Source organism: Nocardia fodinahabitans, assembly GCF_052983615.1.
In genome coordinates, this window is the sequence record NZ_JBRJJC010000001.1 from 1,616,471 (window position 1) to 1,643,056 (window position 26,586).

The following is a 26,586-nucleotide window of genomic DNA, read 5'->3' on the forward strand; positions in this document are numbered from 1 at the left end:
ATCGCCTCATTTAGGGGCAGCTCCGGGTTCCCGCCCATGACCGAGGTCCCATCGAACACGGTATTCGGAGAGTCCGCCGGAGTAGTTCCCCACGTGTGTGTTCAATTCCGCGAGATTGGTTTTCGATGATTGGCCCCCGTCGGAGCGGATGTCTTCGAATGACCGAAGCGCACCGGTTGTCTGGTCGAAGTACCTGCCGATGTTCGGATCCGAACGCAGATCGACATTCCCGGGTGCGCTCGCGATACCCTGCAGAATGTTGTACGTCTGCGCCGGAATGCTGCCGTACGGTGACGTGTCGACATGCTCCGCCACGTCGGGCACCGCACCCAAGGTGCTGAGCCGGACGTCCGACGACACCGATTTCCAGCCGAGTTCCAGCAGGTCGCCCGCACCCGGAACCCGCTTCAGCCCGAACGCCGCCACCTCACGCGCACCATCGAACAGCGCCATCTTCTCCTTCTGCGCGGTCAGCGCGTCCGTGGTGCGAGCGCCGATCTCGAGCGCGGCGCCGTCCTGAGCCGCTTGGTCGATGTGGCCCGCCCACTCGGCCAGCGAATAGTCCTTCATTCCGGTCGCCCCGAACAGCTGGTTGAGGTCAGCGACCGACTGATAGGCGTTGGCGGTGAATCTCTTGCCCGCGTCCTGGTCGGTGTCGATCACCGCGAACACGTTCTTCATCGACGACTGCGTGAAATCGCCTGCGTTGTTGTCGTAGAACCCGTGCGCGACCAGGTCGCTGTCGCGCACACCGGCCATCGCGGGAATGTAGTTGGCCAGCGTGTCACCGAGCTGCGCAACCATTTTCGGGTTGGCCTCGCCGATGCTCACCGGCTCCTTGTAGAGACCGTCAGGGCCGTCGGTCTCACCGGTCAGCCGGAACAGGGAGTCCCGGTGCTCGGCGACATAGTTGGCGATCTGGCGAGCCGATTGGCCGGCTTCGGAATTGATGTGTGGATTCACCGACGTCGCATCGGTGTCGACGGTCTTCAACATCGTGGTCACGCCGCTGTCATCGCCGTGCCAGTTGTGGTCGAGCAAGGTTCCGATGGCGGCCTGGTTGTCGAACTTCGTCCCCGGCGGCATCACCGCGTCCATGCCGTCACCGGTGAAGAAGTCGTGCACCGCGCCGCTGTCGCGCCCCGCCTGATCGAGGATCTGGCTGGCGATCTTGTCGTCCAGCGGGTCGAAAGTGTCGCTGACGTCGTAGGGTGCCGCCACGACGGGGTGATACTTGTGCGCCGCGATATTGGTCGCCTGGTTGAGCAGCGCCCGATCGGCGTCGGTGCCCTGGGCGAGGGACGGTGACCCCTTTCCGAGCATGTTCGAGATCGTGAGCAGGTCCTGTTTGGGCCCGATGGCGACCTTCGGCTCCTCGGTCAGCGTGGTCCGCAGCTGCGAAGGCAACGCGCCCAAACCGCCGAAATCCACACCCACTTTTCCGCCCTGCGCGGCCGTCAGCCCACTCGAGGTGACCTGCGGGTTGGATGCCAGCTGCATGGCGTCGGCCAGCCCGGCCTGCACCATCTTGGCCTGATCGGCCGGGAGACCGGCACCGATCTGGGAGATCTGGGTGACCGACAGTCCGTCGAGATCGCGCATCACCGAGGTCAGGTAGTCGAGTTGCTGCTGCGGGATCGTCACCTGCTCGCCGCTCGACAGTGCGTCGAGCTGCTCGGGCGTCAAGGTCGTCGCCCACCGCAGGCGCTGGATCTGCTCGGTCGTCGCGGTCCCGTTGCGGAACGCGTCGACGTCCTCGCGGGCGAGGCGGGGATTCAATCCCGCGGTTTCCGGCGTGAGCTGATTGATCGCGTCGACCGCCTTGCTCACCGCCTCGGCGCAGTTGTGGTCGGCCCAGCCGAGGTCGTCGGCGAGCCGCTGCAGGCGAACGGTCTGGTTGGCCGCCTCCTGCGCTCGGGTCTCGTCGTCGCTGGAGTCGTCGACCACCGACCAGTCGGCGTGGACCGTGTAGCGGTCGCGCACCAGCGTGTCGTAGTCGGTCCGCAACTGCGACACCGATGTCCCCATCGCCGAATCCCCGGTGTTGAGCGCGGTCGCCAGATCGTCGTAGGCCGCGGCGAGCACCCGCATCTGCGCGACCTCGCGCACGCAGCGGTCGTCCACCGACTGCCGCGCCTCCCCTGACCAGTTCAGCGCGTCGATGGCGCGGTACATCTGATCCGCCGAGGTCCGGATGCCTTCGGCGATGGTGGTCGCCTTGGTCGCCGTCGATGCGAGGTCGATGTTCCAGTACCGCACCAGATCTGGGCCCGGCCGCTTCACTGCGGCATCTCCCCGCTGTTCAGATCGCCCAGTGCCGCGATCCGCGCCGCGGCGGCGAGATCGGAATCGGTGTAGGCGTCGGCGGAGGTGCGCAACAGGGCACCCAGTTCGCGGTACCGCCCGCCCGCCACCTTCAGGCTCCGGGTCCGGGCGGGCTCGATCTTGTCCAGCTGGGGCCCGACGTCCGATCCGGCGAGGAAGCTGCTGATCGTGCCCAAGAACCCCGGTGTGTCGATCACCGGCATCCGGCCGATCCCCTCGTCAGCGATCCGATCCATCTCGACCGCGGCCGTCCGCAATTCTTCTGCCGATACCTGCATGATCCCCCCGTCCCCGGAAAACCCGCCGAGTAGACCACCCCGGCGCTCGGCGGTGACGCTAGCAGCGTGAAATCCTCGCGGACAGGGCCCACGCACGGAGTTCGAACAGTGTTCACCCGATGGCGGCATCCGAGGTGAAAAGAGCTGTTGCGCAAGGCATTCAGCGGGTGAATGCCGGCCGGTGCGCGCCTGTCACGCGCCCCGCCGTCGCACAGGATGCCCAGCGCCTTGTCCGCCCTGGAGCTGGGAGTACGGTCCGGTAGAGTCGACGCGAGAACTGGCGCCGGAAACCCGGCGGGGAGAATCGAACCAATTTTCGGGGGAATCATGCAGAGGTGGCGAATGGCCGTCCCGGCTGTGGCGGTCGTGGTCGGGGCGCTGGTCAGCGGGTGTAATGATGCCGAGCCGGTGCAGACGGCACCGCCCGCCACTACGACAGCGGCGACTTCGACGAGTGTCGATCCGAGTGCTGGACTCTGGGACCCCTGCACCCTGCCCGATTCGGCGCTGTCCGCTGCCGGCTTGAACACCTCGACCAAGGAGAAGGACGTCGCCGGTGTCGCCTTCGAGGGGTGGAAAGTGTGCGCCTGGCAGGACGGGAAGAAGACGTACACCTTCACGGCCGCTTCAGGGAAGCACACGCTAGACGAGGCACGTAGCCGAACGGACTACACCGGCTACGTCGACACGACCGTCGGATCGTTCAAGGCACTCCAGTCGCGCCCGGTCGGCGCGTCGAACGACCTGGCGTGCTACCTCAGCATCGAAGTGTCGGGCGGCATGGTCGATTTCAGCGTCGGAAACCGCGTGAGCGCGAAAAATCCGGGCGATCCGTGTGCCGAGGTCCGGCGCCTCAGCGAGGCGTTCGTCTCCTACCTGCCGCGCACCTGAGTCTCCGGGGGGAGTCATGTCGTTCAACATCGACCCGGCCGAGTGGAAGAACCTCGAAGGTCAGGCGGCCACGGGCCAATTGAGCCTGCACCCCGATGTCGGCAACAACCTCGCGCGTGTCTGCGATGACCACCTCGATGCTCTCGAAAAGGTCTTCAACAGTATCCGCACCGTGGAGCGCATCACCGGATTCGGATCTTTCAACTCCAGCAGGATCCTCGAGAACAAATTCTCGCTCACCGCTGTCGGCGGTGATCGCTCCCTCGACGAAACGATCCGCAAGCACATCGAAGCCGTCACTACCGCCAAAGAGGTTGTCCTCAAAGCGGTCGCCAACTTCCAAGCCCAAGACGACTACAGCGCTGGGCAATACGAGGGTCTCGGGGGGAACTGATGACCTACGAGGACTACAAGGCCAAGGTGATCGCTGCACAGGAGTTGTGGAACCAGGAGCGCAGCGGAATCTATCTGACGCAGAACCTGGCGCAGTTCGCGACGATTTTCGCGGGTGAGACCCAGCCGAACCACCTCACCGGGAACGAAGACAGCTACGACCACATGAACCTGGCGGAGATGCAGGCCGCCGTCTCGACGATGAAGCCGTCCACGGTACACAGCGCGTCGGAGGTGTGGTCGAACATCAGCACCGATCTGTCGACAACACTGCAGACGTTCAACAAGGCATTCGAAGCGGTCACCACGGGCCCGGACGGGTGGGCAGGCGAAGCGGCGACAGCGGCGGTCACCGCTGTCGGCAACTATGTGAAGCAGTCGGCCGCGCTGCCCGCGGCGGCGCTGGCGGTCAGCCTCAAGCTCGCGGAGATGAAGACCGGTCTCGAGCAGACCCAGGCGCTCATGCCCGGACTCACTCAGCGCCCGACGCTGACGGACAAGACGCTGCCGACCGACGGCGAGACCAAGCTCGGCGAGTACGTCGGCACCGAGGCCGAGGACGAGGCCAGGCGGATTCTGCGCAGCGTGTACGGCCAGGTCGCGGCACAATCCGATACCGGCGTCCCGTTCATGCCGACCGCGCCGAAGGTCGTCAGCGGCGACGGTGGTGGTGACCCGTCAGTTCTGGGCGGCGGTGGCGGTAACCAGGGGACGCAGTCCGGGGGAACCACCGGGGATCAGGCGGGCACGGACGGGCAGACCACGGCGGGGACCGAGGACGGGCAGGCGCCGGAGGACACCGGGACCGAGGACGCGACGACCACGGACGACGGCAGCACGACGGACGATTCGACCACATCGTCGTCGACCGACGACACCACGGCCGCCTCGACCACGTCGCCGACCACGACCTCCCCCACGACCACCACGCCGTCGGGATCGCCGACTGGCACGAATCCGTCGACACCGGGGACCACCACGCCGATCGGCACGACACCCGGCGGCGGGCGCGGCGGGAGCGCGGGGTCGCCGGGCGGGAGCGGCGGCGCGACCGCACCGGGGGCGGGACGATCGGTCACCGCGGCCCCGGTGGGCGCCACCACCGCGGCCGGTGCCGGGCGCGCGGCGGCCGGCGCGGCGGGGCGCGCGGGCATGCCCGGGATGGGTGGCATGGGCGCCGGCGCGGGACGCGGTGGGCAGAACGACGACGAAACCCACAGCGCTCCCGACTATCTCGTCAGCCAGGAGAACGGGGAGATCCTCACCGGGCTCGGCGACATCAGGGCGGTGCCGCCGGTGATCGGAGCGGACGACGACAGTGCACAGCAGTAGGTTCACCGGCCAGGAGTTCGAGATCCTGTGGGCCGCGTACGGCCGGGACCGACTGCCCTATCCGCTGCGATTCCGTACGCGCATCAGTGATTTCGACGAGTTGAAGCGCGACCGCGAGCTGGCGGTGCACTCCCTGCTCGCGAAATACGACCCGATGGTCGAGCGCGCCATCGATACACTGCTGCATCCCGATGCCCGGCTGGAGTCGAAAGGGTATGCCGGGCAGGATAATCCGCAGATCATTCGATTCCACGGCGCGATCCGGGGCGAGTGCGGCGCAACGTTGACGCAGGAGCCGGATGGCGCCGACGACACCGGCGGCGACGTGGTCCTCACCTGGTGCGGCACCGACGAGGTCGCCGAGGCCGCGGTGGCCGCCCTGCCGGAACGCGGACCGGGCACGCTGCCGCCGATCGAGATCCCGCGCGCACGGATCGCCGACGAGGACGACCATTTCGAGTTCCGCCGGGGCGCGGTCAGCGCGGCGGATCAGATCTCCCGGGTGTTCCGGCGGCCGCGTTCGGGGCACGGTGAGATCGCCGCGTACGCCGGTGGCGCGGTGGACGCCCGCCCGTCGGCACCGGAGCGCACCTTCTGGTGGATGGACTTCCCGGACGGGCGCTACTACGCCAGGACCGGCGATCCGATCATCGCCGAGCCACTGGATCGCGCGCGGATGATCGCGGGAATTCGTCAGATGCTGCTGCGCTCGCAACGTCGTTACCGTACCGAAGAATATTGACGGAAAACCCGCCGTACAGGCGGCGAATTGCCTCAATTCATGCATCGGCAAATAATGTTCGAGAATTCGTCTCGAATAATCGACACGCCAGGAACTCTCCTGGTCGGGACATCATTTTCCACACACCTCTACCGAACCGCATTCGCGCTGGCTATCGTTGGCGCGTTAGGCGAAACACTATCCCTCGGAAAGGACCGTGTGGAGATGGCTGACAAGTCCAAGAAAACGCCTAAGAAAATGCCCAAGCAGATGCCGCGGCAGCAGCAGCAACAGCGGCAGGAGCAGATGGGCGAGAACTCGCAAGGCATGACGCGAGCAGGTCAGGACGATCGGCGTGAACCGCGCCGCCCCGACCATCGCTGATCCACGTGTGTCGACGAGCCGCCGGTTCCCCTTCCGGCGGCTCGTCCACGTCAGGCCCCGATGCGCTGGAGCGCGGTCGCCGCGGATCCGTCCGGCGCACGGCGAGCCGTCGCGGGAACGGTCACCGCATCGAACAGGCGGCGGATGCACTCCCGAACCGACGCGGCGAACACGGCACCGGCCTCGCCGGTTCCGGCGATCCGGCCCCGCGGCAACACCACAACCCGGCCGCCGCCCTCGTGCGCAACGGCTAGATCGCGCCTGATCGCAGTCAGCCGACTATGCGCGCCTCTACCCCGGGAAGCTCATCGAACCGAGCCCGGCGATCTGTAGTGATGAGCTCGCGCCCGGTCGCCCTGGCCGTAGAGGCGATGAGCAGATCGCGGGCACCACACGGCGTGCCGGTGGACCGCGCGAAAGTCAGCAACTCTGAAGCTCGCTGCCAATAGCTCGTCGTCGGGCCCCGTTCCTGGTGTCGACCAGGTCGGATATCGTCTATCGGCGGAAAGAACAGTCTCGCAGTGAGGACAGCCCGATGGACGACAGTTCCCTGATTTGGGACGACGGTGCGCTCCTCACCATCGACCAGCGAGGGCTGCCTCATGAGGCGCGGGAGATGCGCCTGGACACCGTCGACCAGGTCATCGACGCGATCACCACGCTGGCCATTCGTGGCGCGCCGGCGATCGGGATCGCGGGGGCGTTCGGCGTGGTCATCGCGACCAGGGCGCACACCGCCGACGGTGTGGTGGACGAGGCGGCCGCGCAGGCCGAGGCCGATCGGATCGCGGCGGCCCGGCCGACCGCGGTGAACCTGGCCTGGGCGGTGGAGCGGGTGCGCGGGCGGATCGCCGACGGCGCCGACGCGGTGCTGGCCGCGACCCTCGACCTGCTCGCCGAGGACGGCCGGGTCAATCTGGCCGCCGCCACCCACGCCGCCGACCTGGTGCAACGCCTGTGTGGCGACGGGCAGCTGCGACTGCTCACGCACTGCAACACCGGTCGCCTGGCCACCAGCGCGGTCGGCACCGCGATCGGCGCGCTGCGGGTGCTGCACGAACGCGGCGCGGTCGCGGACGTGATCGTCGACGAGACCCGGCCGCTGCTGCAGGGCGCCCGGCTCACCGCCTGGGAGCTGGCCGAGGCGGGCATCCCGCACCGGCTGACCATCGATTCCGCCGCCGCCTGGGCGATGGCCACCGGCCAGGTCGATGCCGTGCTCGTCGGCGCCGACCGGATCACGGCCAACGGCGACGTCGCCAACAAGATCGGCACCTTCACCCTGGCGCTGGCCGCCCGCCACCACGGCATCCCGTTCATCGTGGTCGCGCCCGAGTCCACCCGCGATACCGCGATGGCGACCGGCGCGCAGATCGTGGTCGAGCAGCGTGCCGCCGCGGAGGTCACCGGGTTCGGCGGGGTGGCGACGGCGCCCGCGGGCACCGCGGTGTTCAACCCCGCCTTCGACGTGACACCCGCCGATCTGGTGACCGCCGTGGTCACCGAAAACGGTGTGGTCTACCGGAATTCGGATCGGTTCGACGCGCAGGGTCGCGCGACCACCACGCCCGGCACCGACAGCGCCGCGGCGCCCACCGGGCACGGCGCCGCGATCGCGGCTACCGCGCGCCAGCTCTACGAGCGCGGCTGGATGCCGGGGACCGCGGGCAATATCTCGGTGCGGATCGACGAGGACGCGCTGATCACCGCCAGCGGACTGTCCAAAGGCGAACTGACCGAACACGATACGGTGCTGGTCGAGGTCTCCGATACGACACCGCGACCGGGGCAGAGCCGGAAACCGTCCGCGGAGACCAGCATTCACACTGCGGTGTATCGCACCAGGCGGGCCGGAGCCGTGGTGCACGTGCACTCGCCGTTCGCGACCGCGCTGGCGACCACCGCCGCACGGCCCGGTGACGCGGTGCGCACACTGCGGATCACCGGGTACGAGCTGCTCAAGGGCTTCGGCCTGGCCGACCCGGCCACGGTGGCGGTCCCGGTGTTCCCGAACTGGCCGGAGGTCGCGCGCATCGGCACCGACATCGAGACCTATCTGCGTGAGAACCCCGGCGCCCCACCGATTCTGTTCATCACCGGGCACGGCATCACCACTTGGGGTGACACTCTTGCCCAGGCGCGCGATCGCGCCGAATGTCTGGAAGCCCTGTGCGAGTTGATCACCCGCACCGGACGCACCGACGCCACGCCACTCGAGATCGGATAGACAATGACTCTGCTGCAAGTGATGGCCGCCGACAACGCCGCCGACGTGCGCGTGCGCACCACCGACACCGCCGAGATCGCCGCCGAGCTGGACAAGCACGGCATCGCCTTCTCGCGCTGGGACGTCCTGGCCGACGCCGCGAGCACCGACTCCGACACCTTGCTCGCCCACTACGCCCCGCAGATCGGCGAACTCGATGCCGCGGGCCGCTACCAGCACATCGACGTGGCCCGGATCCACCCCGACGACGACAACCCGGAGTGGCCTGCCACCGCCGCGGGCGCGCGCGCCAAGTTCCTCGACGAGCACCGGCATGCCGAGGACGAGGTGCGCTTCTTCGCCGCCGGGCGCGGCTGCTTCTACCTGCATCTCGGCGACGCCGTGCTGGCGACGGTCTGCGAGGCCGGCGATCTGCTCTCGGTCCCCGCGGGCACCCTGCACTGGTTCGACATGGGCACCCGGCCCGACTTCATCGCGATCCGCTTCTTCGAGGAGGCCGACGGCTGGGTCGGCGACTTCACCGGCGACAAGATCAGCGCGGGCTTCCCGACGCTGGACGAACTGCTCGCCGCGTCGTGACCCGCGCCGTCGTCCTCGATATCGAGGGGACCACCAGCCCCACCGACTCGGTGCGCAACGATCTCTACGGTTACACCGAGCAGCGCCTGCCCGGCTGGCTGGCCGAGAACGCTTCCGGCGCCGCCGAATCCGTGCGCGCCCAGACCAGGGAACTGGCCGGTGAACCCGACGCCGACACCGCTCGGATCGCCGAGATCCTCATCGGCTGGTTGCATTCCGACGTCAAGGCCGAGCCGCTCAAGGCCGCGCAGGGCGCGATCTGCGCGCAAGGCTTCCGCGCGGGCGCACTGCACGGGCGGTTCTTCGCCGATGTGGTGCCCGCGCTGTCGGCCTGGCACGCGGCCGGTCTCCCGCTGTACGTGTACTCCTCGGGTTCCGAACGCAACCAACGGGATTGGTTCGCCTTCGCCGAGTCAGGCGACCTGTCCGGGTTGATCGCCGATCACTTCGACCTGGTCAGCGCCGGGCCCAAGCGCGAGGCCGCGTCCTACGACGTCATCGCCGAGCGCATCGGCATCCCGGCCGCGGAGATCCTGTTCCTGTCCGATCATCCGGACGAACTCGATGCCGCCGTGGCGGCCGGGTGGCAGGTCGTCGGCGTGCACCGCGAAGGCGAACCCCATCCGCCGCGCGCGCCGCATCGCTGGGTCGGGTCGTTCGCCGAGGTCGAAGTCGGCGCGACACCCATCGCCTGACTAGCCTTCCGGGGATGACCACTCAGGGGGAGCGCCTCGACGCCGACGGCTCGACGGCGGCACCGTTCACGCAACCGGCGCCCGCGCTGACCGCGATCGCGAATCCGGACAGCAGCTACACGACGATGCCGGGTACCAATGCTCAGTTGGTGCACCACAGCGTGCTCCGGTCGGCGGTGCGGCCTGCGCTGTCCTGGCTGGCCATCCTCTTGCCGGTGTATGTGATTCCGCTGACGCTGGTCCGCCTGCCCGTGGTGGTCATCCTGATAGTCGCGATCGCGCTCACCGCCTGGATCTACTTCGGCACGTATTTCAAACTGCGCAAGATGCTGCGCAGCATGATCGACAACGCGATGCCCGCGCCGACCCAGGCGCTGCGCCTCGGCTCCGACGCACTCGATATCGCCGACCGCACCAGCCACTCGCGGATCGCCAACGACCGGATCACGTCGGTCACCACCGATCGTGAGGTCGTGGTGGTGCGATTCGACGGGCTCGGACTCGCGATGCCCCGTGATCTGTGGCCCGATCCCATGGTCGCGCGCCTGCGTGACCTCATCGATCCGAAGCGGGCGCCCAGCCCCGACGATCCGCCACCCCAGCCTCCCCTGCCGATCCCGCCGCACCCGGACGCGACTGTCGTCGCCGGACCGGAAACCGCGGTTCGGCTCGCCGTGGCCCAGCGCATCGAGCCATGGCGCACCGCCGGCGCACTGATCGCCGCTGTCGGCCTCGCGGTGATCGCGATCGAATCCGCCTTCCTCGGCGGGCAGCTGTATGGGGCGCTCGGCGTGATGTTCCCGCTGGTCATCGGCACCCTGATCGGGGTCGGGTGGTGGTACCGCATACAGCACCCGCCCGCCAAGGTGCTGCGCCACCACCAGTGCGCCGCCTTCGCCGGCGCTACCCTGTCGGCCTGGTTCGGCACCGACGCTGTGCTGCTCGCGACACCGGTCTGGGTGATCCGGGTGCCGTACGCCATGATCGGCAAGATCACCGTGCGCTCCGACATCGCCGCGCTCGTCTACGGTCAGGTGCCAATCGTCCTGCCGAGCGGATTGTTCCCGGCGCACCTCGTGACCGGTCTGCGCGAGCACGGCGTCACCGTCGTCACCCGCTGACGGCCGAAAAGCACTGCCGCCCAGGCAGTCTCAGCTGACGTGCGCCCGGACCGCACCGAGTTTTCCGCGCTGGACCGTGGTGAACACCCGGCGGGCGTGGACGGCGACGGGGCTGGTCGACCACGGGGCCAGGGTGGTGGTGAACATCAGTTCACACCAGGACAGGGCCGGGATCTCACCCGCGGCGAGGGTGGCGATCAGGGAGAGTTCGGTGTCGTGGCCGAGCCAGGACGCCACCAGCCAGGAGGCGTCGAAGCGGCCGAGGAATTCCTCGGCATCCTCGGGCGGGCCGTGCGGGGTGTCGACGGTGAGATGGACGACGGCGGAGACGGCGTGGCGCATCTTGGCGTCCATGCCGATCGCGTCGTGCAGCAGCAGCCCTTCCAATGCCGAGCGCAGTTCCGACCAGTGATCCGTGGCGTTTTCGTGCATGACAGGCCCTTCCTGTGGTTCGGACTGCTGTTCGAGGCCGCCGGTGATCGACCGGAGAGCCGGCGCGCTCGGCGGCTCGGCGGGGTCGATCAGGCTGGTCAGTGGGCCCGAGTTCCAGTCGAGCCTGCCGAAGGCCTGGCACCAGTCCTGGGCCGGATTGTCGTCGGTGACAATGAGTTCGAGGGCCAGACCAGCCATCGATGCGGTGCAGGCCAGCGTGACGGCGTCGAGCTCGTCGTCGCTGACCGACAGGTGCAGGGTCGCCTTGTCGACGCCCGTGTCTTCGCGGGCCCGGCCCGCCAGCCAGATCGCGCGGCCCGCCGCGCCCATCGCCGCGGCCTGCCGGTCGCCGCGTGGATGGTCGACATCGGCGTCGAGATAGGGGCCGTACCAGATGGCCCTGCCTTCCGCGCCACACACCGCGAAGGTGTCCGATAACCCGTCGCCCGCGGCGGCGAGCCATATGTGTGCGTGATTTCCGTACTCTGTCACCCTCATCAGTTCACTCCCCGAAATTCTCTGATCGAGCCGTACGTCGTTCTGCCCTAGATCCAATCGGTCACGAACACCTGTGTCCATATCCCGGGGAGAATAGGCACGCCCCCCTAAGGTACATACACTCGCCAGTGAATTCACAGGACCGGCGGCATCGATATTACCGCCGGGCGGCACGAAATGGCTGGTAACACTTGTATGTTTCGAACATGCCCTATGTGCACTCCGACTCGGTGAACATCCATTTCCGTACCGGCGCGGTTCGCGGGCCCACCGTACTGCTCGCCCACGGGTTCCTGATGGACGAATCCATGTTCGATCCGATTCGAATGATATTGGCGCACAACGGAATCAACGTCGTCGCCTGGGATGCCCGAGGTCACGGCCGTACCGGCTACGGTGCCGACCCGCGCTTCGACTGTTGGGATCTGGCCGAAGACGGCCTGCGCGTGCTCGACGCGGTCGGCGTGGAATCGGCGGTTGTCGGCGGAATGAGCCAGGGCGGATATGCCGCCCTGCGGATGGCTCTGCTCGCGCCGGAACGCGTCGACGGACTCGCCCTGCTCGACACCGAGGCGGGGGCGTGCACCCGGGCCGACGAAACATACTACGAGGAACTTTTCGACGAATGGTGCGGTACCGGAGAATTGGTGCCGCTGGCCGAAAAACTGGCCCCCCAATTGATCGGGGGCGACCGCCCGGATATCTGGCGCTGGTGGATCACCCGCTGGCTGACCCACGATCGCACCACCCTGTATCCGGCGGCCCGCTGCCTGATCGACCGGGATTCCGTCCTGGAACGACTCGGGGAGATCACCGCGCCCGCGCTCGTCCTGCGCGGCGAACACGACCACAGCAGCACCGCCGACAAGTGCGCGCGACTGGCCGCGGGACTACCCGGGGCACGCGGGGTGCACACGGTGCCCGGCGCGGGTCACGGAGCACCCGTGACCCACCCCGACGAGATCGCCACCGCCTTGATCGAGCTGGTCACCACATGCACACCACATACCGCGGCGCCGGTCGCCGTCGCCGGCGTCTAGCCGCCGTCGGGTTCGTGCACGGCCAGGTAGTACTGGATGCGGCCGGGATAGGCCACCGAGTCGAGGCGGAACAGCTGGACGTCGACGGTGTAGTACTCGCCGGTGTTCAGGTCGCACAGCCGCATGGCGGTGTGCTCGCGGCCGTACACGGTGTCGCCGTCGTCCCAGATCCGCCGGAAGTCCTGGTACTGCGCGAGCTCGTCGAGCAGCTCCGCCGCCCAGTCACCGCCGCCCTGCTGGCCGATCAGGCCGCGCAGCCAGTGCACGGTCAGCGTCGATTCCTTCTCCCACTCCACCATCACCTTGCGCGAGAGCGGGTTGCCGAAGAACCAGCGCAGGATGTTCACGTCCTCCACCAAGCCGGGGAAGGCACGGTGGTAGGAGTCGTTGCCCGCCAGCACATTCCAGCGGGTATCGACGTAGGCCGCCAGGTTGGGCTCCTGCAGGGTCAGGGTCCGGCGCATCTCGTCGTTGATCTCGGCACGCAGGTCCTCGACCGACGGATTGTCCACGGGCGCGAGCCCGGCCAGATCGAACAGATGCCTGCGCTCGATATCGGTCACGGGGGCGATCCGGTCGAGGTAGCGCACCAGCGCCTCGACGACGGCCTGGGTCGGCCGGTCCCGGTCGCCGCTCTCCAGATGGGTGATGTAACTCGAGCTGACACCGGCCGCGAAAGCCAGTTTTTCCCGGGAAATCCGCCGATCGTCGCGCAGTCGCCGCAGCAATCCGCCGAGTGTCGGCGGCCTCGGCGGACCAGCCGGCCCGTCGGACGATGACTTCGGTAGCACCCCAACCCTCCCTGTCTGCACCGCCCCATCCTGGATGACGTTTCAACCTCGAACCAATCGCCGAACGGAAAAGTTGCCGTTTCTTTATATTGGCGCTTCGCCTATTGGATGGTTACCGCCTGGCAACTGTGGGTGCGGTCACGAAACACCAAGAGCTGTGACGAATTAAAAGGATTCGAAATCTTTCCGTACAGCAGTGCTATAGACTTCGCCGCCACACGGGCACCGGCCCGAGCGAGGCCGTGATCCACCGCTCCCACAGGGGGCTCACGGCACCGTGACCACCCCGCCACAGTGTGCGGACCGTCACATCACCCCTGTTCAGTGAGCCCGCCAGATGTGTAAACAAATGTAAACCGCCCGAGAACCCGCGGTTTCGGAAGCATCACCGCACACCCGGTGACAGACTCCCCGATCCTCCCGTTCGGCCAGCTCGCGAGTCGTTCACCCAGGTCGGCCCCGAATCGAGCGCCGGCTCTCGCGCCACGTCCGTGACCACGAGATTTCGTCGACCTCACAGCTCACCGGGGGGTCGACGAGGATGTGAAGAGTTCGTTTTGCCGGAGCATCCGGTCTCCTTACAGTTGCCCCTATCAGCCCGAAAGCACAGCTCGAAGGGGGCGTCGTGGTTAATTCGCGCACTCATGGTCCGTCGCCCACCGATATCGGCGACACGTTGCTGAACCTCGGTAAATACTTTCAGCGCGGTGAGGTCTCGCCGGACAACCGGTCGGTGTACAAAGTCGGCGGTCGCGACGCCGACGCGTTCTACCGCGACCGCTGGTCGCACGACAAGGTGGTGCGCTCCACCCATGGCGTGAACTGCACCGGTTCGTGCTCCTGGAAGATCTACGTCAAGGACGGCGTGATCACCTGGGAGTCGCAGCAGACCGACTACCCCTCGGTGGGCTCGGACAAGCCGGAGTACGAACCGCGCGGGTGCCCGCGTGGCGCGTCGTTCTCCTGGTACACCTACTCCCCCGCCCGGGTGCGCTACCCGTATGTGCGCGGCACCCTGCTCGACCTGTACCGCAAGGCCAAGGCCGAGCTCAAGGACCCGGTGCTGGCCTGGGAGTCGATCGTCGAGGACTCGGCCAAGGCCAAGGCGTACAAGACCGCGCGCGGCAAGGGCGGCTTCGTCCGCGCGGAGTGGTGGGAGGCCGCCGAGATCGCCGCGGCCGCGCACGTCTACACGATCAAACAGTACGGGCCCGACCGCGTGGCCGGCTTCTCGCCGATTCCCGCGATGTCGATGGTCAGCCACGCCACCGGCGCCCGGTTCGTGTCGCTGATCGGCGGCTACATGCTCTCCTTCTACGACTGGTACGCCGACCTGCCGGTGGCCTCGCCGCAGGTCTTCGGCGACCAGACCGACGTGCCGGAGTCGGCCGACTGGTTCGACGCGGGCTATCTGATCATGTGGGGCTCCAACGTCCCGGTGACCCGCACGCCCGACGCGCACTACATGACCGAGGCGCGCTACCGCGGCCAGAAGGTCGTGGTCGTGTCCCCCGACTACGCCGACAACACCAAGTTCGCCGACGAGTGGGTCGCGGCGCGACCGGGCACCGACGCGGCGCTGGCGATGGCCATGGGCCACGTGGTGCTCAAGGAGTTCTTCCTCGAGAAGCAGACGCCGAGCTTCCTGAACTACATCAAGTCCTACACCGACCTGCCGTTCCTGATCTGCCTCGACGAGGCGGAGCAGGGCGGCGCGCTGCCCGGCAAGTTCCTCACCGCCGCCGACCTCGGCCAGACCGGCGAAGGTGTCGAGCACAAGCCCGTACTGCTGGACCAGGCCGGGAACCCGGTCGTGCCCAACGGTTCGCTCGGCCATCGCTTCGGCGAGGGCGACGCGGGCAAGTGGAACCTCGACCTCGAGGGCGTCGACCCGCTGCTGACACTGCTCGGCCATTCGGGCGACGCGCCCGCCGAGATCGCGCTGCCGCGCTTCGACACCGACTCCGCCGAATCGATCATCCGTGGTGTCCCGACGAAAATCGTCGCGGGCAAGCGGGTCACGACCGTGTTCGACCTGCTGCTGGCGCAGTACGGCCTCGGCCGCGAGGGACTGCCCGGCGAATGGGCGAAGGGCTACGACGACGCCGAGTCGCCGTACACCCCGGCCTGGCAGGAGACCATCACCGGCGTCCCCGCCGTGCAGGCCGCGCGCATCGGCCGCGAATTCGCCGACAACGCCGAGCGTTCCGGCGGTCGCTCGATGATCCTGATGGGCGCGGGCACCAACCACTGGTTCCACTCCGATCAGATCTACCGCGCCTTCTTCACGCTGACGCTGCTCACCGGCTGCCAGGGCAAGAACGGCGGCGGCTGGGCCCACTACGTCGGCCAGGAGAAGTGCCGTCCCGTGACCGGTTGGGCCACCCTGGCTTCGGCGTCGGACTGGCAGCGGCCGCCGCGCCAGATGCAGGGCACCGTGTTCTGGTATCTCACCAACGACCAGTGGCGCTACGACCCGTTCACCTCCGACGCGTTCGCCTCGCCGCTGGGCAAGGGCAAGTTCGCCGGTCGCACGGCCGCGGACAACATCGCCCTGGCCAGCAGGCTCGGCTGGATGCCGAGCTATCCCACGTTCAACCGCAACCCGCTCGACCTCAGCGACGAGGCCGCCGCCGCGGGCAACACCGCCGCCGAACACGTTGTCTCCCAGCTGAAGTCCGGAGATCTGCGGTTCGCCTGCGAAGACCCCGACGCGCCCGAGAACTTCCCGCGCGTGCTCACCGTGTGGCGGGCCAACCTGCTCGGCTCCTCGGGCAAGGGCAACGAGTACTTCCAGAAGCACCTGCTCGGCTGCGGCTCCAACCTGCAGACCACCGACGCCACCGGCGTGCGGCCGCAGGAGCTGGAATGGCGGGACGAAGGCGCCGAGGGCAAGCTGGATCTGCTGCTGGCCCTGGACTTCCGCATGACCAGCACCACCCTGTTCGCCGACATCGTGCTGCCCGCCGCCACCTGGTACGAGAAGCACGACCTGTCCTCCACCGACATGCACCCGTTCGTGCACGCGTTCTCCCCCGCCATCTCCCCGCCGTGGGAGGCCAAGACCGACTTCGAGGCGTTCCACCGGATCGCGCGCGGCTTCTCCTGGCTGGCCGAGAAGCATCTGGGCACCCGCAAGGACATCGTCGCGGTGCCGTTGCAGCACGACTCCCCCGACGCGCTCGCGCAGGCCGGCGGCAAGGTGCTGGACTGGAAAGCCGGTGAGTGCGAGCCGATTCCGGGCAAGACCATGCCCAAGATCGTCGAGGTCGAACGCGACTACACCAAGATCGCGGAGAAGCTCGCGGCGCTGGGCCCGCTGGTCGACACCCTGGGCGTGACCACCAAGGGCGTCACCACCTACCCGGACAAAGAGGTGGAATACCTCGCGGGCAAGAACGGCACCGTCGTCTCCGGCATCGCGGCCGGGCGGCCCTCGCTGGCCAAGGACACCTTCGCCGCCGAAACCATCCTGGCGCTGTCGGGCACCACCAACGGCCGCCTCGCGGTCGAGGGCTTCCACCAGCTCGAGCGGCGCACCGGCACCAAGCTGGCCGATCTCGCGGCCGAGGCCGAGGGCAAACAGATCACCTTCGCCGACACCCAGGCCAGGCCGGTCCCGGTGATCACCTCGCCGGAATGGTCGGGCAGCGAGAGCGGTGGCCGCCGGTACTCGCCGTTCACCATCAATGTCGAGCGGCTCAAGCCGTGGCACACCCTCACCGGTCGCCAGCACTTCTACCTCGACCACGACTGGATGATCGAACTCGGCGAGCAGCTGCCGATCTTCCGGCCGCCGCTGGACATGACCGCGCTGTTCGCCGAACCGTCGATCGGCAATGTCGCCGGTGGTGGCGTGACCGTGCGGTACCTGACGCCGCACTCCAAGTGGTCCATCCACTCGGCCTACCAGGACAACCTGCACATGCTGACGCTCTCGCGCGGCGGTCAGACGATCTGGATGTCGGACCGCGACGCCGCCAAGATCGGTGTCGCGGACAACGATTGGATCGAGGCGATCAACCGCAACGGCATCGTCGTCGCCCGCGCCATCGTCTCGCACCGCATGCCCGAGGGCACGGTCTTCATGTACCACGCGCAGGACCGCGCGGTGGACGTGCCGCGCATCGAGGGCACCGAGACCACGACCAAGGAATCCAAGGGCAAGCGCGGTGGTATCCACAACGCGCTCACCCGGGTGCTGATCAAGCCGTCGCACCTGATCGGTGGCTACGCCCAGCAGTCCTTCGCGCTGAACTACCACGGCCCCACCGGAAACCAGCGCGACGAAGTCACCACCATTCGCCGCCGCAACCAGAACGTGGAGTACTGACATGCGCGTAATGGCTCAGCTCGCCATGGTCATGAACCTGGACAAGTGCATCGGCTGCCACACCTGCAGCGTCACCTGCAAGCAGGCGTGGACCAACCGCGGCGGCACCGAGTACGTCTGGTTCAACAATGTGGAAACCCGTCCTGGACAGGGCTATCCGCGTCAGTACCAGGATCAGGAGAAGTGGAAGGGCGGCTGGACGCTGAACAAGCGTGGCAAGCTGTCGCTGAAGTCGGGCTCGCGGTTCAAGCGCCTGATGAACATCTTCGCCAACCCGGACCTGCCCACGGTCGAGGACTACTACGAGCCATGGAGCTACGACTACGACAATCTGCTGGCCTCCCCGCCCACCGACACCACGCCGGTCGCGCGGCCGAAGTCGCTGATCACCGGTGAGGACACCAAGGTCACCTGGGGCGCGAACTGGGACGACGACCTCGGTTCCGGGCCCGAGGCGGTCGGCAAGGACCCCTTGCTCGGCAAGCTCGAGGACAAGGTGAAACTGGAGTTCGAAGAGACCTTCATGTTCTATCTGCCGCGCATCTGCGAGCACTGCCTCAACCCGTCGTGCGCCGCCTCGTGCCCGTCGGGCGCGATCTACAAGCGCGAGGAGGACGGCATCGTCCTGGTCGACCAGGACAAGTGCCGGGGCTGGCGCCAGTGCATCACCGGCTGCCCGTACAAGAAGATCTACTTCAACCACAAGACGGGCAAGGCGGAGAAGTGCACCTTCTGCTACCCGCGCGTGGAGGTCGGCATCCCGACCGTGTGCTCGGAAACCTGTGTCGGGCGGCTGCGCTACATCGGCGTGATGCTCTACGACGCCGACGCGGTGCTCGACGCGGCCCAGGTCACCGATCCGCAGGATCTGTACACCTCGCAGCTCGGTGTCTTCCTCAATCCGCACGACCCGCGCGTGATCGCCGAGGCCGAAGCGGCCGGTATCTCGCCGGAATGGATCGCCGCCGCGCAGGATTCGCCGGTCTACAAGCTGATCGTGGACTACCAGCTGGCCCTGCCGCTGCATCCGGAATACCGCACCATGCCGATGGTCTGGTACGTGCCGCCGCTGTCGCCGGTGGTCGATGTGCTCAGCGAGACCGGGCACGACGGTGAGGACGCCGGCAACCTGTTCGGCGCCATCGACGCGCTGCGCATCCCGATCGAATACCTGGCCGAGCTGTTCACCGCCGGGGAGATCGGGCCGGTGCGCGCCTCGCTGCAACGCCTGGCCGGCATGCGCGCGTTCATGCGCTCGGTCAACCTCGGCGAGGAACCCGAACCCGGGATCGCGCCCTCGATCGGGCTCGAGCCCGAGGAGATCGAGGCCATGTACCGGCTGCTCGCGATCGCCAAGTACGAGCACCGCTACGTGATCCCCTCCGGCGCGACCTCCCGTGCGCACGAACTGGATTCGCTGGCCACCGGGTGCAGTCTCGACACCGACGGCGGGCCCGGCATGACCGCGTTCGACCAGGTGGTGGAGAAGTTCTCGCTGGCCGACACCAATCAGGCCGCGCCCGAGGAGAAGTCGGGCCGGATCAACCTGCTCAACTGGGACGGCCGCAGCACCAGCGGGCTCGTCCCGAGCGGCGACAAGCTTGCGCCCACCGCGAACGGCAACGGCGCCGACGCAGGGAGCAACGGCAACGGCAGCAACGGCGCTGCCGTCGCCGACTCCACGGTCACCGGTGCGGCGCAATGAGTCTGCTCTCGATCCGCAAACGTCCGCAGCCGGTCACCGCCATGCCCGAGCACGATCGGCGGGTCGTCTGGCGGCTGGCCGCGCTGCTGCTGGACTACCCCGGTGAGTCGACGCTGGCGCTGCTGGACCAGATGTCCTCGGCCGCGGCCGAATTGCCCGCCGAGGTGCGGGCGCACTTCGACGCGGTGCTGACCTATCTGCGCGAGACGCCGTCGATCGAGGTGGCGCAGAGCTATGTCGAGACCTTCGACATGCGCCGCCGGGCCAGCCTGCATCTGACCTTCTACGCCTACGGCGACACCCGCAAGCGCGGCATGGCGCTGCTGCGGTTCAAGCACGCCTACCGGCAGGCGGGGGTGGAACTCGGTGACGAGGAACTGCCCGACCACCTGCCGGTGCTGCTGGAGTTCGCCGCCACGGTCGACCCGATCGGCGGCGAGCGCCTGCTCGGCGAGCACGTTCCGGTCCTGGAGCTGCTGCGACTGTCGCTGGGCGACAACAACTCTCCCTACAGTGGCGTGCTCGCCGCGGTGCTGACCACACTGCCGCCGGTCACCACCGCCGACCGGCGCCGCATCGCCGAGCTCGCCGCGCAGGGGCCACCCGAGGAGGAAGTCGGGCTGGAACCCTTCGCCATGGACCCCTCGTTGTTCGACGCCACGGAAGGCCGCCGATGAACGCCACCATCCCACTCCCCGAAGGCCTGTGGCTGATCCTGCCCTACATCGCCGCCACGTCCTTCGTACTCGGCCACGTCTGGCGCTACCGGTTCGACCAGTTCGGCTGGACCACCCGGTCCTCCCAGATCTACGAGTCCAAGCTGCTGCAGCTGGGCAGCCCGCTGTTCCACTTCGGCATGCTGGGGGTGTTCGGCGGGCACGTGATGGGTCTGCTGATCCCCGAGTCGTGGACCACCGCGCTCGGCATCTCCGAGCACGCCTACCACCTCGTCGCGGTGGGCGCGGGTTCGGTCGCCGGGCTGATGGTGGTGGTCGGCGTCGCGATCCTGTGCTACCGCCGCATCGTGGTCCCCGCCGTGCGCAAGGTGACCAGCCGCAATGACGTGATGATGTACACCCTGCTGACGCTGGCCCTGGTCACCGGTCTGCTCAACACCTGGGGCTCCAACCTGCTGTGGGGCACCTACAACTACCGCGAGACCGTCTCCCCCTGGTTCCGCAGCCTGTTCACCATCAGCCCGGAACCAGGTCTGATGGTCGGTGTCCCGTGGACGTTCCAGCTGCACGGCCTGGTCGTGCTGGCCCTGGTCGCCGCCTGGCCGTACACCCGCCTCGTGCACATGTTCAGCGCCCCCATCGGCTACCTGACCCGGCCCTACATCGTCTACCGCCGCAAGGAAGTCGACACCAAGGACAAGACCCGCTTCGCCAAGGCCTGGGACGCCCCGGTCACCCCCGACCGCTGGTGAGGGCGTCCGTTCCGGCGGGATGAATTCACCCATTCCGTGTGAGGCCGATGCCACGTCGCCACGCCTAGCGTCGGATGGGACCGTAGTCGATTCCGCAGGGAGGATCTGACATGTCCGAGGCACGCGGCTTCACACCGGAACAGATGCGCGCGGCGATCGACGCCATCTCCACTTCCGATGAGATCGACAGCCCGTTCGGCGTGCTGAAGTTCTTCGACGGAGTGCCGTTGCCGGAGTCGGTGAACACGCTCTACGACGGCCTCGACCTGCTGCGCGGTATCGATGTGTTCCTCAACTGTGTTCCGGGCGCCTCCCTGGTCGCCTTCCGCACAGGTCTGCGGTCGCTGGGCATCGGCGGCTACGCCATCGGATTCTCCGACCCGCGCGCTGACTCGACTGGCATCGCGCTGACCCCCAATACCGAAACCACGTACGGCACTACCTTTATCGACCTGAGGGCCTGGGGACCGACGGTGATCGAAGCACCGCCCGGGTCGATGTGCGTGGTCGACGACTTCTGGTTCCGCTACGTCGCCGACATGGGCATTCCGGGTCCGGACAAGGGCGCGGGCGGCAAGTACCTGTTCGTACCGCCCGGCCACACCGGCGATCTCCCGGACGGCTATTTCATCTACCGGTCCCCGACCTATACCGACTGGGTGGTCCTGCGCGCTCTCGGCGGCGTGCCGGAGTTGCAGCGCACCCGGATCTACCCGCTGGCCGAAGCCGGAGATCCGCCGGTGAACACGTGGATCGACTTCGCACAGACCGCGTTCAACACCGTGCACGCCAACGACCTGTCGTTCTACTACGAGATCGACCAACTCGTCCAGGAGGAACCGGTCACCGCGCTGGACCCGGAACGCGCCGGGCAGCTGGCCGCGATCGGCATCGTGCACGGCAAGCCCTTCGCCCCCGACGATCGCCTGCGCGCCATCCTCGACAACGCGGCCCGCGTCGGCGCCGGACTGTCCCGCGCGATCGCGTTCGCGCCACGCGACGACGGGACCATCCTCTACGGCAGCTGGCGCAACGTGTTCGTCGGCGGCAGTCACGAATTCCTGCGCGACGGCGCCCGCCTGCTCGACGCGCGGACCCGGTTCCACTACATCGCCACCGTGATCACGCCCGCGATGGCCCACGCCGTCGCGGGCGCCGGATCGGCGTACACCTACACGGTGCACGACGCCAACGGCGATATCCTCGACGGCGCCCGCACCTACCGGCTGCACGTCGACCCCGAACCGCCGGTGAGAAACTTCTGGGCCGTCGACGTCTACGACACCCAGACCCGCTCACTGCTCCAGGTGCCCGACACGCTGTGGCCCGCGGTGGCCTCCAACACCGGCGAGCTGGTGGCCAACGACGACGGCTCCTGGGACCTGTATTTCGGCCCGGCGGCGCCGGCGGGCACGGAGTCGAACTGGGTGCAGACCGTGCCGGGCAAGTCGTGGTTCCCGGTGTTCCGGCTCTACGGCCCGCTCGAACCGTGGTTCGACCAGACCTGGAAACTCAACGAGTTCGAACCGATCTGACGCTCAGCCCAGGGCCTTACGGACGGCGTCGAACCAGGCCTGGGTGTCGACGAGGCCCTTCTCGTTGTCCTTGCGGCCGCCGGTGAAGCCGAAGAGGTCGGCGGCGAAGCGGCTCAGGACGGTCTTGTCGGTCTCGTCGAGTTCGGTGAGGACCTCGGTGTCGCCGAGCAGGTAGGCGACGACGGCTACCTGGCCCGCGGGCCAGGTCTCGCGGTGGGCGGACCAGCCGTCGGAGCGTACGGCTCGGGCCTTGGCCAGCAGGTCCTCGCGTAGCGCGTCGCGGTCGGCGTCGCTGGGCCGACGTGGCTTGCCCCAGGTGATCCGCTTCGCGTCCGACATGGGCGATCCTCTCGCTGGGGCGTCCCGGGATCGACAACCCCGGTCTTGCCTCGACTGTCCCAGATCGAGGAACGCGGACCGCCCACCGGGCCGCCCCAGGGGCGATTCGGTGGGCGGTCGCGGCGACTACCCGGCGCGCAGGAACCGGCCGGTGCGCTCGGTGCCGAGCGCGGGATCCTTACTGCCCGCGCCGAACACGTACCGCCCGCCGACGAACACCGCGGTCACGGTCTCGTCGTTGCGATTGACCATGCGCGGCAGGTTGTCGAACTCCGGTATCGGGTTCTCCGCGTAGGCGTCGAGAGTGTCGTCGAGGTGCGCCGGGTCGATGACGACGGCGTCGGCGCGGTCACCGACGCGCAGGTGACCCGCGTCCAGGCCGTACCAGTCGGCGAGCTCGCCGGTGATCCGGTGCACCGCGTGTTCGACGGTCATGAACGGGGTGCCCGCCCGCTCGGCGTCGGCGACCCGCCGCAGCAGGCGCAGGCCGAAGTTGTAGAAGGCCATATTGCGCAGGTGCGCGCCCGCGTCGGAGAAGCCGAGCTGGATACCGGGGTCGGCGGCGAGGATGTTCAGCACCTCGGGCCGATGGTTGGAGATGGTGGTGCGCCAGCGCAGCTTCGATCCGTGCTCGACGACCAGGTCGAGGAAGGCGTCGACCGGGTGCACGCCGCCGCGATCGACGCCGACCTGACCGAAGGTCTTGCCGATCACGGTGGGGTCGGGGCACTCGACGATGTCGGCGTCGAAGAAGTCGCGGTGCCAGACGCGGGGGCCGTACTTCTGGTCGTAGTCCTTGCGGAACTTGCGCCGGTACTGCTCGTCCTGCATGAGGTGGCGCTGCTCGTCGATGTGGTTCGACAGGTGCAGAGCCGCTGCGCCGGAACCGAATTCCTCGAAGATCGGCAAGTCGATGCCGTCGGAGTAGACCTCGAACGGCACCGGCAGATGCTGCCAGCGGAAATCACCCTTCAGCGCGTTGATCGCCCGCGCCAGCAGCGGAAACACCTTGGCCACACCGGGAATCGCCTTGATGTCGGCGGCCGAGAGCAGGCTCACCTTGAGCGGCTTGCGCCACAGGCCGATGCTGCTCGCCGCCATCGCGATCATCGTGTCGGACCGGTTGACGTCGGGCCCACCCTGCAGCGCGCGACCGCGGGTCCGCAGGATGGTGTTGAGCGTCTTGCGTTCGGCCCGAGTCGAATACGTCGAGGGCAGGGTGCGGGAGCGGCACAGCTCGCCGTCGAGCTTGTCGAACAGCAGCCGCTGCGAGGACATCCCGACGAAGCCGGCGTCGAGCGCCTCGGTCAGCTTCGTGGCCATCGCGGCGAGTTCGGTGTCGCTGGGCTTGACGTCCTTGCGGGTCGCCCGGTCCAGGCCCATCACCGCGGACCTGATGTCGGAGTGCCCGATGAAGCTCGCCACATTGGGGCCGAGCGGCAGCGCGTCCAGCGCGGCGGCGTACTCGGCGGCGCAGTGCCAGCTCTTGGTCTCCTCCACCGCGCGCACCACATGGGCGCGCGGAATCGCCTCGACCCGGCCGAACAGGTCGCCGGCGATCTCGCCGTCGACGTGCACCGTCGACAGCGAGCACGAACCGAGCAGCACGGTGGTCACGCCGTGACGCACCGATTCCGACAGCGACGGATCGAGCAGCACCTCGACGTCGTAGTGGGTGTGGATATCGATCATGCCCGGCACGACCCACTTGCCGGTGGCGTCGACGACCCGGTCGCAGCCGGTCTCGTCGAGTGGCGTGGCCGAGATCTCGGCGACCTTGCCGTCCTTGATTCCGAGGTGCCGGATCGCCGACGCGGCGCCGGTGCCGTCGAACCAGCGGCCGCCCTTGATGATGCTGTCGAACATAACCGACCCCTCTTACAGCGCGAGCTCGCGCCGGGTGACTTTGCCTGTCGCGTTGCGCGGCAGGGCTTCCGCGGTGAGCCGCCAGCGGGCGGGCACCTTGAAATAGGCGAGCCGCGCGGCGACGAAGGCGCGCAGTTCCTCCGGGTCGACCGCGCCGGGCTCGGCGACCACGACGGCCGCCACTTCCTGCCCGAGATCGGGATGGGCGACACCGAAGACAGCACACTCGGCGACCGCGGGATGCTCGCACAGCACGTTCTCGATCTCGGTGGGGTAGACGTTCTCGCCGCCGCGCAGGATCAGGTCGGTCCGCCGGCCCGAGACGGTGAGCCTGCCGTCGGTGAGGGTGCCGAAATCGCCGGAGCGCAACCAGCGTTCGCCGTCGATGACCTTGGCGGTCGCGGCGTCGTCGTTCCAGTAGCCGAGCATCACGTACGGGCTGCGGATGCAGATCTCGCCCTCTTCGCCATCGGGCACGGCCGCGCCGTCGGCGTCGCGGATCTCCACCGCCACACCGAAGATCGGCCTGCCGACCGAAGCGTCGTCGGCGACCAGATCCAGCGGGGTGGCCACCGTCGCGGCGGTGCCGCTCTCGGTGAGTCCGTAGCTGGTGGTCAGCGCGAACTGCAGGGACGGGATCTTCTCGCGCAGGCTGGCCAGCAGCGCGGGCGAGGACGGCGCCGAATTGAGCGACAGCGCGCTCAGCGAGGACAGATCATGCTGGGCCACATCGTGATCCAGCAGGCGCGAAGCCATGGTCGGCACGGCGGCCCAGTTGGTGACCCGCTCGCGCTCGACCAGGCTCAGCACCCGGCCGACCTCGAACGCGCCGTGCGGAAACACCGCTGCCGCGCCGGTCACCAGCCGGGGGATGACGAGATTGTGCAGGCTGGCGATGTGGAACAGCGGCGCGGTGACCAGGTAGCGGCGATCGCTCGGCGCGTCGCTGGGCGGCTGGCCGCTGAAGGCGGCGAGCATCGCGTCGGTGAAACGGTGATAGTCGCTGATGGCCACCATGTTCCGCTGCGAATGCACCACGCCCTTGGGCCTGCCGCTGGTGCCGCTGGTGTAGAGGATCACCGCCGGATCGTCTTCGCCGACCGGCGTGTTCGGGATCTCGCCGCCGCCGAACTCGGCGATCAGGGCGGGCAGGTCGTTGTCCATGGTGAGGACCGGGATATCGGTGCCGGTCTCGGCCAGCACCGCGGCCCGCTTCGCGTCGGCGATCACCACGGTGGGCGCGGTGTGCTCGAGACCGTAGGCGATCTCCGGCGGCGCCCACCAGGCGTTATAGCCGACCGGAATCGCGCCCAGGCACTGCGCGGCCCAGAACGTGATCACCCAGTCCGGGCCGTTGGCCGCCAGAATGCCGACCCGGTCGCCCTTGCCGACGCCGTAGCGGGTCGCCAGCGCGGTGGCCAGCGCGCCCGCGGCCGCGGCGTGCTCGGTGAAGGACAGGCGGCGGTCCTCGGTGATCAGGTAGTCGCGCTCACCCCAGCCCAGCGAGTGTTCGAGCAGCTCACGCAGGCTGCGGCGGCGGTGTGCCAGCACCGGAATCGGCACGCCGAGTACGGGTTCGACGGTCATCTCGAAGGGCGCGCCGGGCGCGGTCAGGCCCGCGGCGACCTTGGCCACGAATTCCTGCGGGTCCACTACATCGGTCATGGTCTTG

22 protein-coding genes are annotated in these 26,586 nt (G+C 68.0%); 15 read left to right on the top strand and 7 right to left on the bottom strand.

What is annotated here, in order from left to right; all coding sequences use genetic code 11:
* Window positions 1-6: 6 nt before the first annotated feature.
* Window positions 7-2,283 carry a TPR repeat domain-containing protein gene (locus NV348_RS07465; RefSeq protein ID WP_447146353.1) on the bottom strand — a complete coding sequence of 759 codons (2,277 nt, stop codon included), beginning with the start codon at window positions 2,281-2,283 and terminating at the stop codon, window positions 7-9.
* Window positions 2,280-2,603: a hypothetical protein gene (locus NV348_RS07470; RefSeq protein ID WP_447146354.1), complete on the bottom strand. Its 324-nt coding sequence runs from the start codon at window positions 2,601-2,603 to the stop codon at window positions 2,280-2,282. The genes NV348_RS07465 and NV348_RS07470 overlap by 4 nt, the downstream gene beginning before the upstream one ends.
* 357 nt (window positions 2,604-2,960) lie before the next feature.
* Between NV348_RS07470 and NV348_RS07475 the strand changes: the two genes are divergently transcribed.
* The 9 genes from NV348_RS07475 to NV348_RS07515 all read left to right on the top strand — a co-directional run bounded on the left by NV348_RS07475 (window position 2,961) and on the right by NV348_RS07515 (window position 10,946).
* A complete protein-coding gene (locus NV348_RS07475) occupies window positions 2,961-3,494 on the top strand; it encodes a DUF3558 domain-containing protein (RefSeq protein WP_447146355.1) in 534 nt (177 codons plus the stop codon).
* A gap of 16 nt (window positions 3,495-3,510) precedes the next feature.
* Window positions 3,511-3,888, top strand: a complete 378-nt coding sequence (locus tag NV348_RS07480) for a hypothetical protein (RefSeq protein ID WP_447146356.1) — start codon at window positions 3,511-3,513, stop codon at window positions 3,886-3,888.
* A complete protein-coding gene (locus tag NV348_RS07485) occupies window positions 3,888-5,219 on the top strand; it encodes a hypothetical protein (RefSeq protein WP_447146357.1) in 1,332 nt (443 codons plus the stop codon). Before NV348_RS07480 ends, NV348_RS07485 begins: the two co-directional genes overlap by 1 nt.
* Window positions 5,206-5,961: an ESX secretion-associated protein EspG gene (locus NV348_RS07490; RefSeq protein ID WP_447146358.1), complete on the top strand. Its 756-nt coding sequence runs from the start codon at window positions 5,206-5,208 to the stop codon at window positions 5,959-5,961. Before NV348_RS07485 ends, NV348_RS07490 begins: the two co-directional genes overlap by 14 nt.
* A 204-nt stretch (window positions 5,962-6,165) precedes the next feature.
* The gene (locus NV348_RS07495; protein ID WP_218717989.1) at window positions 6,166-6,324 is read left to right on the top strand and encodes a hypothetical protein; all 159 of its coding nucleotides are present in this window, start codon (window positions 6,166-6,168) and stop codon (window positions 6,322-6,324) included.
* A 535-nt stretch (window positions 6,325-6,859) separates the two neighbouring features.
* Window positions 6,860-8,551: an S-methyl-5-thioribose-1-phosphate isomerase gene (gene mtnA / locus NV348_RS07500; protein WP_447146359.1), complete on the top strand. Its 1,692-nt coding sequence runs from the start codon at window positions 6,860-6,862 to the stop codon at window positions 8,549-8,551.
* 3 nt (window positions 8,552-8,554) lie between these two features.
* Entirely contained in the window at window positions 8,555-9,130 is a 576-nt protein-coding gene (locus tag NV348_RS07505) for a 1,2-dihydroxy-3-keto-5-methylthiopentene dioxygenase (RefSeq protein WP_447146360.1), read from the top strand.
* A complete protein-coding gene (mtnC, locus tag NV348_RS07510) occupies window positions 9,127-9,825 on the top strand; it encodes an acireductone synthase (RefSeq protein WP_447146361.1) in 699 nt (232 codons plus the stop codon). Before NV348_RS07505 ends, mtnC begins: the two co-directional genes overlap by 4 nt.
* A 14-nt stretch (window positions 9,826-9,839) precedes the next feature.
* Entirely contained in the window at window positions 9,840-10,946 is a 1,107-nt protein-coding gene (locus NV348_RS07515) for a hypothetical protein (protein WP_447146362.1), read from the top strand.
* 30 nt (window positions 10,947-10,976) lie between these two features.
* Here NV348_RS07515 and NV348_RS07520 read toward each other — a convergent pair whose 3' ends face one another.
* Complete coding sequence (locus NV348_RS07520; RefSeq protein ID WP_447146363.1) at window positions 10,977-11,876, bottom strand: hypothetical protein; 900 nt, start codon at window positions 11,874-11,876, stop codon at window positions 10,977-10,979.
* A 206-nt stretch (window positions 11,877-12,082) separates the two neighbouring features.
* On the opposite strand from NV348_RS07520, the gene NV348_RS07525 reads away from it, so the two are divergent.
* Complete coding sequence (locus NV348_RS07525; protein ID WP_447146364.1) at window positions 12,083-12,916, top strand: alpha/beta fold hydrolase; 834 nt, start codon at window positions 12,083-12,085, stop codon at window positions 12,914-12,916.
* Here the strand turns inward: NV348_RS07525 and NV348_RS07530 are convergent.
* Window positions 12,913-13,644 carry a helix-turn-helix transcriptional regulator gene (locus NV348_RS07530; RefSeq protein WP_447146365.1) on the bottom strand — a complete coding sequence of 244 codons (732 nt, stop codon included), beginning with the start codon at window positions 13,642-13,644 and terminating at the stop codon, window positions 12,913-12,915. The two genes, NV348_RS07525 and NV348_RS07530, sit on opposite strands and share 4 nt — an antisense overlap.
* Window positions 13,645-14,332: 688 nt before the next feature.
* On the opposite strand from NV348_RS07530, the gene NV348_RS07535 reads away from it, so the two are divergent.
* From NV348_RS07535 to NV348_RS07555, 5 genes are all read left to right on the top strand, one after another.
* Window positions 14,333-18,040 carry a nitrate reductase subunit alpha gene (locus tag NV348_RS07535; RefSeq protein ID WP_447146366.1) on the top strand — a complete coding sequence of 1,236 codons (3,708 nt, stop codon included), beginning with the start codon at window positions 14,333-14,335 and terminating at the stop codon, window positions 18,038-18,040.
* A gap of 10 nt (window positions 18,041-18,050) precedes the next feature.
* On the top strand, window positions 18,051-19,745 hold the full coding sequence (gene narH / locus NV348_RS07540) for a nitrate reductase subunit beta (RefSeq protein ID WP_447150965.1): 1,695 nt from the start codon (window positions 18,051-18,053) through the stop codon (window positions 19,743-19,745).
* The gene (gene narJ / locus NV348_RS07545; protein ID WP_447146367.1) at window positions 19,742-20,422 is read left to right on the top strand and encodes a nitrate reductase molybdenum cofactor assembly chaperone; all 681 of its coding nucleotides are present in this window, start codon (window positions 19,742-19,744) and stop codon (window positions 20,420-20,422) included. The genes narH and narJ overlap by 4 nt, the downstream gene beginning before the upstream one ends.
* A complete protein-coding gene (gene narI, locus NV348_RS07550) occupies window positions 20,419-21,174 on the top strand; it encodes a respiratory nitrate reductase subunit gamma (protein WP_447146368.1) in 756 nt (251 codons plus the stop codon). The genes narJ and narI overlap by 4 nt, the downstream gene beginning before the upstream one ends.
* A 110-nt stretch (window positions 21,175-21,284) precedes the next feature.
* A complete protein-coding gene (locus NV348_RS07555; protein ID WP_447146369.1) occupies window positions 21,285-22,709 on the top strand; it encodes a DUF1254 domain-containing protein in 1,425 nt (474 codons plus the stop codon).
* Between the two features lie 3 nt (window positions 22,710-22,712).
* On the opposite strand, the gene NV348_RS07560 is transcribed toward NV348_RS07555, so the two are convergent.
* From NV348_RS07560 to casG, 3 genes are all read right to left on the bottom strand, one after another.
* Window positions 22,713-23,048, bottom strand: coding sequence for a hypothetical protein (locus NV348_RS07560; RefSeq protein WP_447146370.1), 336 nt, complete (start codon window positions 23,046-23,048; stop codon window positions 22,713-22,715).
* Window positions 23,049-23,174: 126 nt separating this feature from the next.
* Window positions 23,175-24,914: an N-acyl-D-amino-acid deacylase family protein gene (locus NV348_RS07565; RefSeq protein ID WP_447146371.1), complete on the bottom strand. Its 1,740-nt coding sequence runs from the start codon at window positions 24,912-24,914 to the stop codon at window positions 23,175-23,177.
* 12 nt (window positions 24,915-24,926) lie between these two features.
* On the bottom strand, window positions 24,927-26,579 hold the full coding sequence (casG, locus tag NV348_RS07570; protein WP_447146372.1) for a steroid-24-oyl-CoA synthetase: 1,653 nt from the start codon (window positions 26,577-26,579) through the stop codon (window positions 24,927-24,929).
* Window positions 26,580-26,586 lie beyond the last annotated feature (7 nt).

Bases quoted from the DNA above. Each gene is read 5' to 3' on its own strand.
- NV348_RS07470 (WP_447146354.1), bottom strand. From the start codon at position 2,603: ATGCAGGTATCGGCAGAAGAATTGCGGACGGCCGCGGTCGAGATGGAT.
- NV348_RS07480 (WP_447146356.1), top strand. From the start codon at position 3,511: ATGTCGTTCAACATCGACCCGGCCGAGTGGAAGAACCTCGAAGGTCAG.
- NV348_RS07485 (WP_447146357.1), top strand. From the start codon at position 3,888: ATGACCTACGAGGACTACAAGGCCAAGGTGATCGCTGCACAGGAGTTG.
- NV348_RS07495 (WP_218717989.1), top strand. From the start codon at position 6,166: ATGGCTGACAAGTCCAAGAAAACGCCTAAGAAAATGCCCAAGCAGATG.
- mtnA (WP_447146359.1), top strand. From the start codon at position 6,860: ATGGACGACAGTTCCCTGATTTGGGACGACGGTGCGCTCCTCACCATC.
- NV348_RS07505 (WP_447146360.1), top strand. From the start codon at position 8,555: ATGACTCTGCTGCAAGTGATGGCCGCCGACAACGCCGCCGACGTGCGC.
- NV348_RS07515 (WP_447146362.1), top strand. From the start codon at position 9,840: ATGACCACTCAGGGGGAGCGCCTCGACGCCGACGGCTCGACGGCGGCA.
- NV348_RS07520 (WP_447146363.1), bottom strand. From the start codon at position 11,876: ATGAGGGTGACAGAGTACGGAAATCACGCACACATATGGCTCGCCGCC.
- NV348_RS07525 (WP_447146364.1), top strand. From the start codon at position 12,083: ATGCCCTATGTGCACTCCGACTCGGTGAACATCCATTTCCGTACCGGC.
- narH (WP_447150965.1), top strand. From the start codon at position 18,051: ATGGCTCAGCTCGCCATGGTCATGAACCTGGACAAGTGCATCGGCTGC.
- narJ (WP_447146367.1), top strand. From the start codon at position 19,742: ATGAGTCTGCTCTCGATCCGCAAACGTCCGCAGCCGGTCACCGCCATG.
- narI (WP_447146368.1), top strand. From the start codon at position 20,419: ATGAACGCCACCATCCCACTCCCCGAAGGCCTGTGGCTGATCCTGCCC.
- NV348_RS07555 (WP_447146369.1), top strand. From the start codon at position 21,285: ATGTCCGAGGCACGCGGCTTCACACCGGAACAGATGCGCGCGGCGATC.
- NV348_RS07560 (WP_447146370.1), bottom strand. From the start codon at position 23,048: ATGTCGGACGCGAAGCGGATCACCTGGGGCAAGCCACGTCGGCCCAGC.
- NV348_RS07565 (WP_447146371.1), bottom strand. From the start codon at position 24,914: ATGTTCGACAGCATCATCAAGGGCGGCCGCTGGTTCGACGGCACCGGC.
- casG (WP_447146372.1), bottom strand. From the start codon at position 26,579: ATGACCGATGTAGTGGACCCGCAGGAATTCGTGGCCAAGGTCGCCGCG.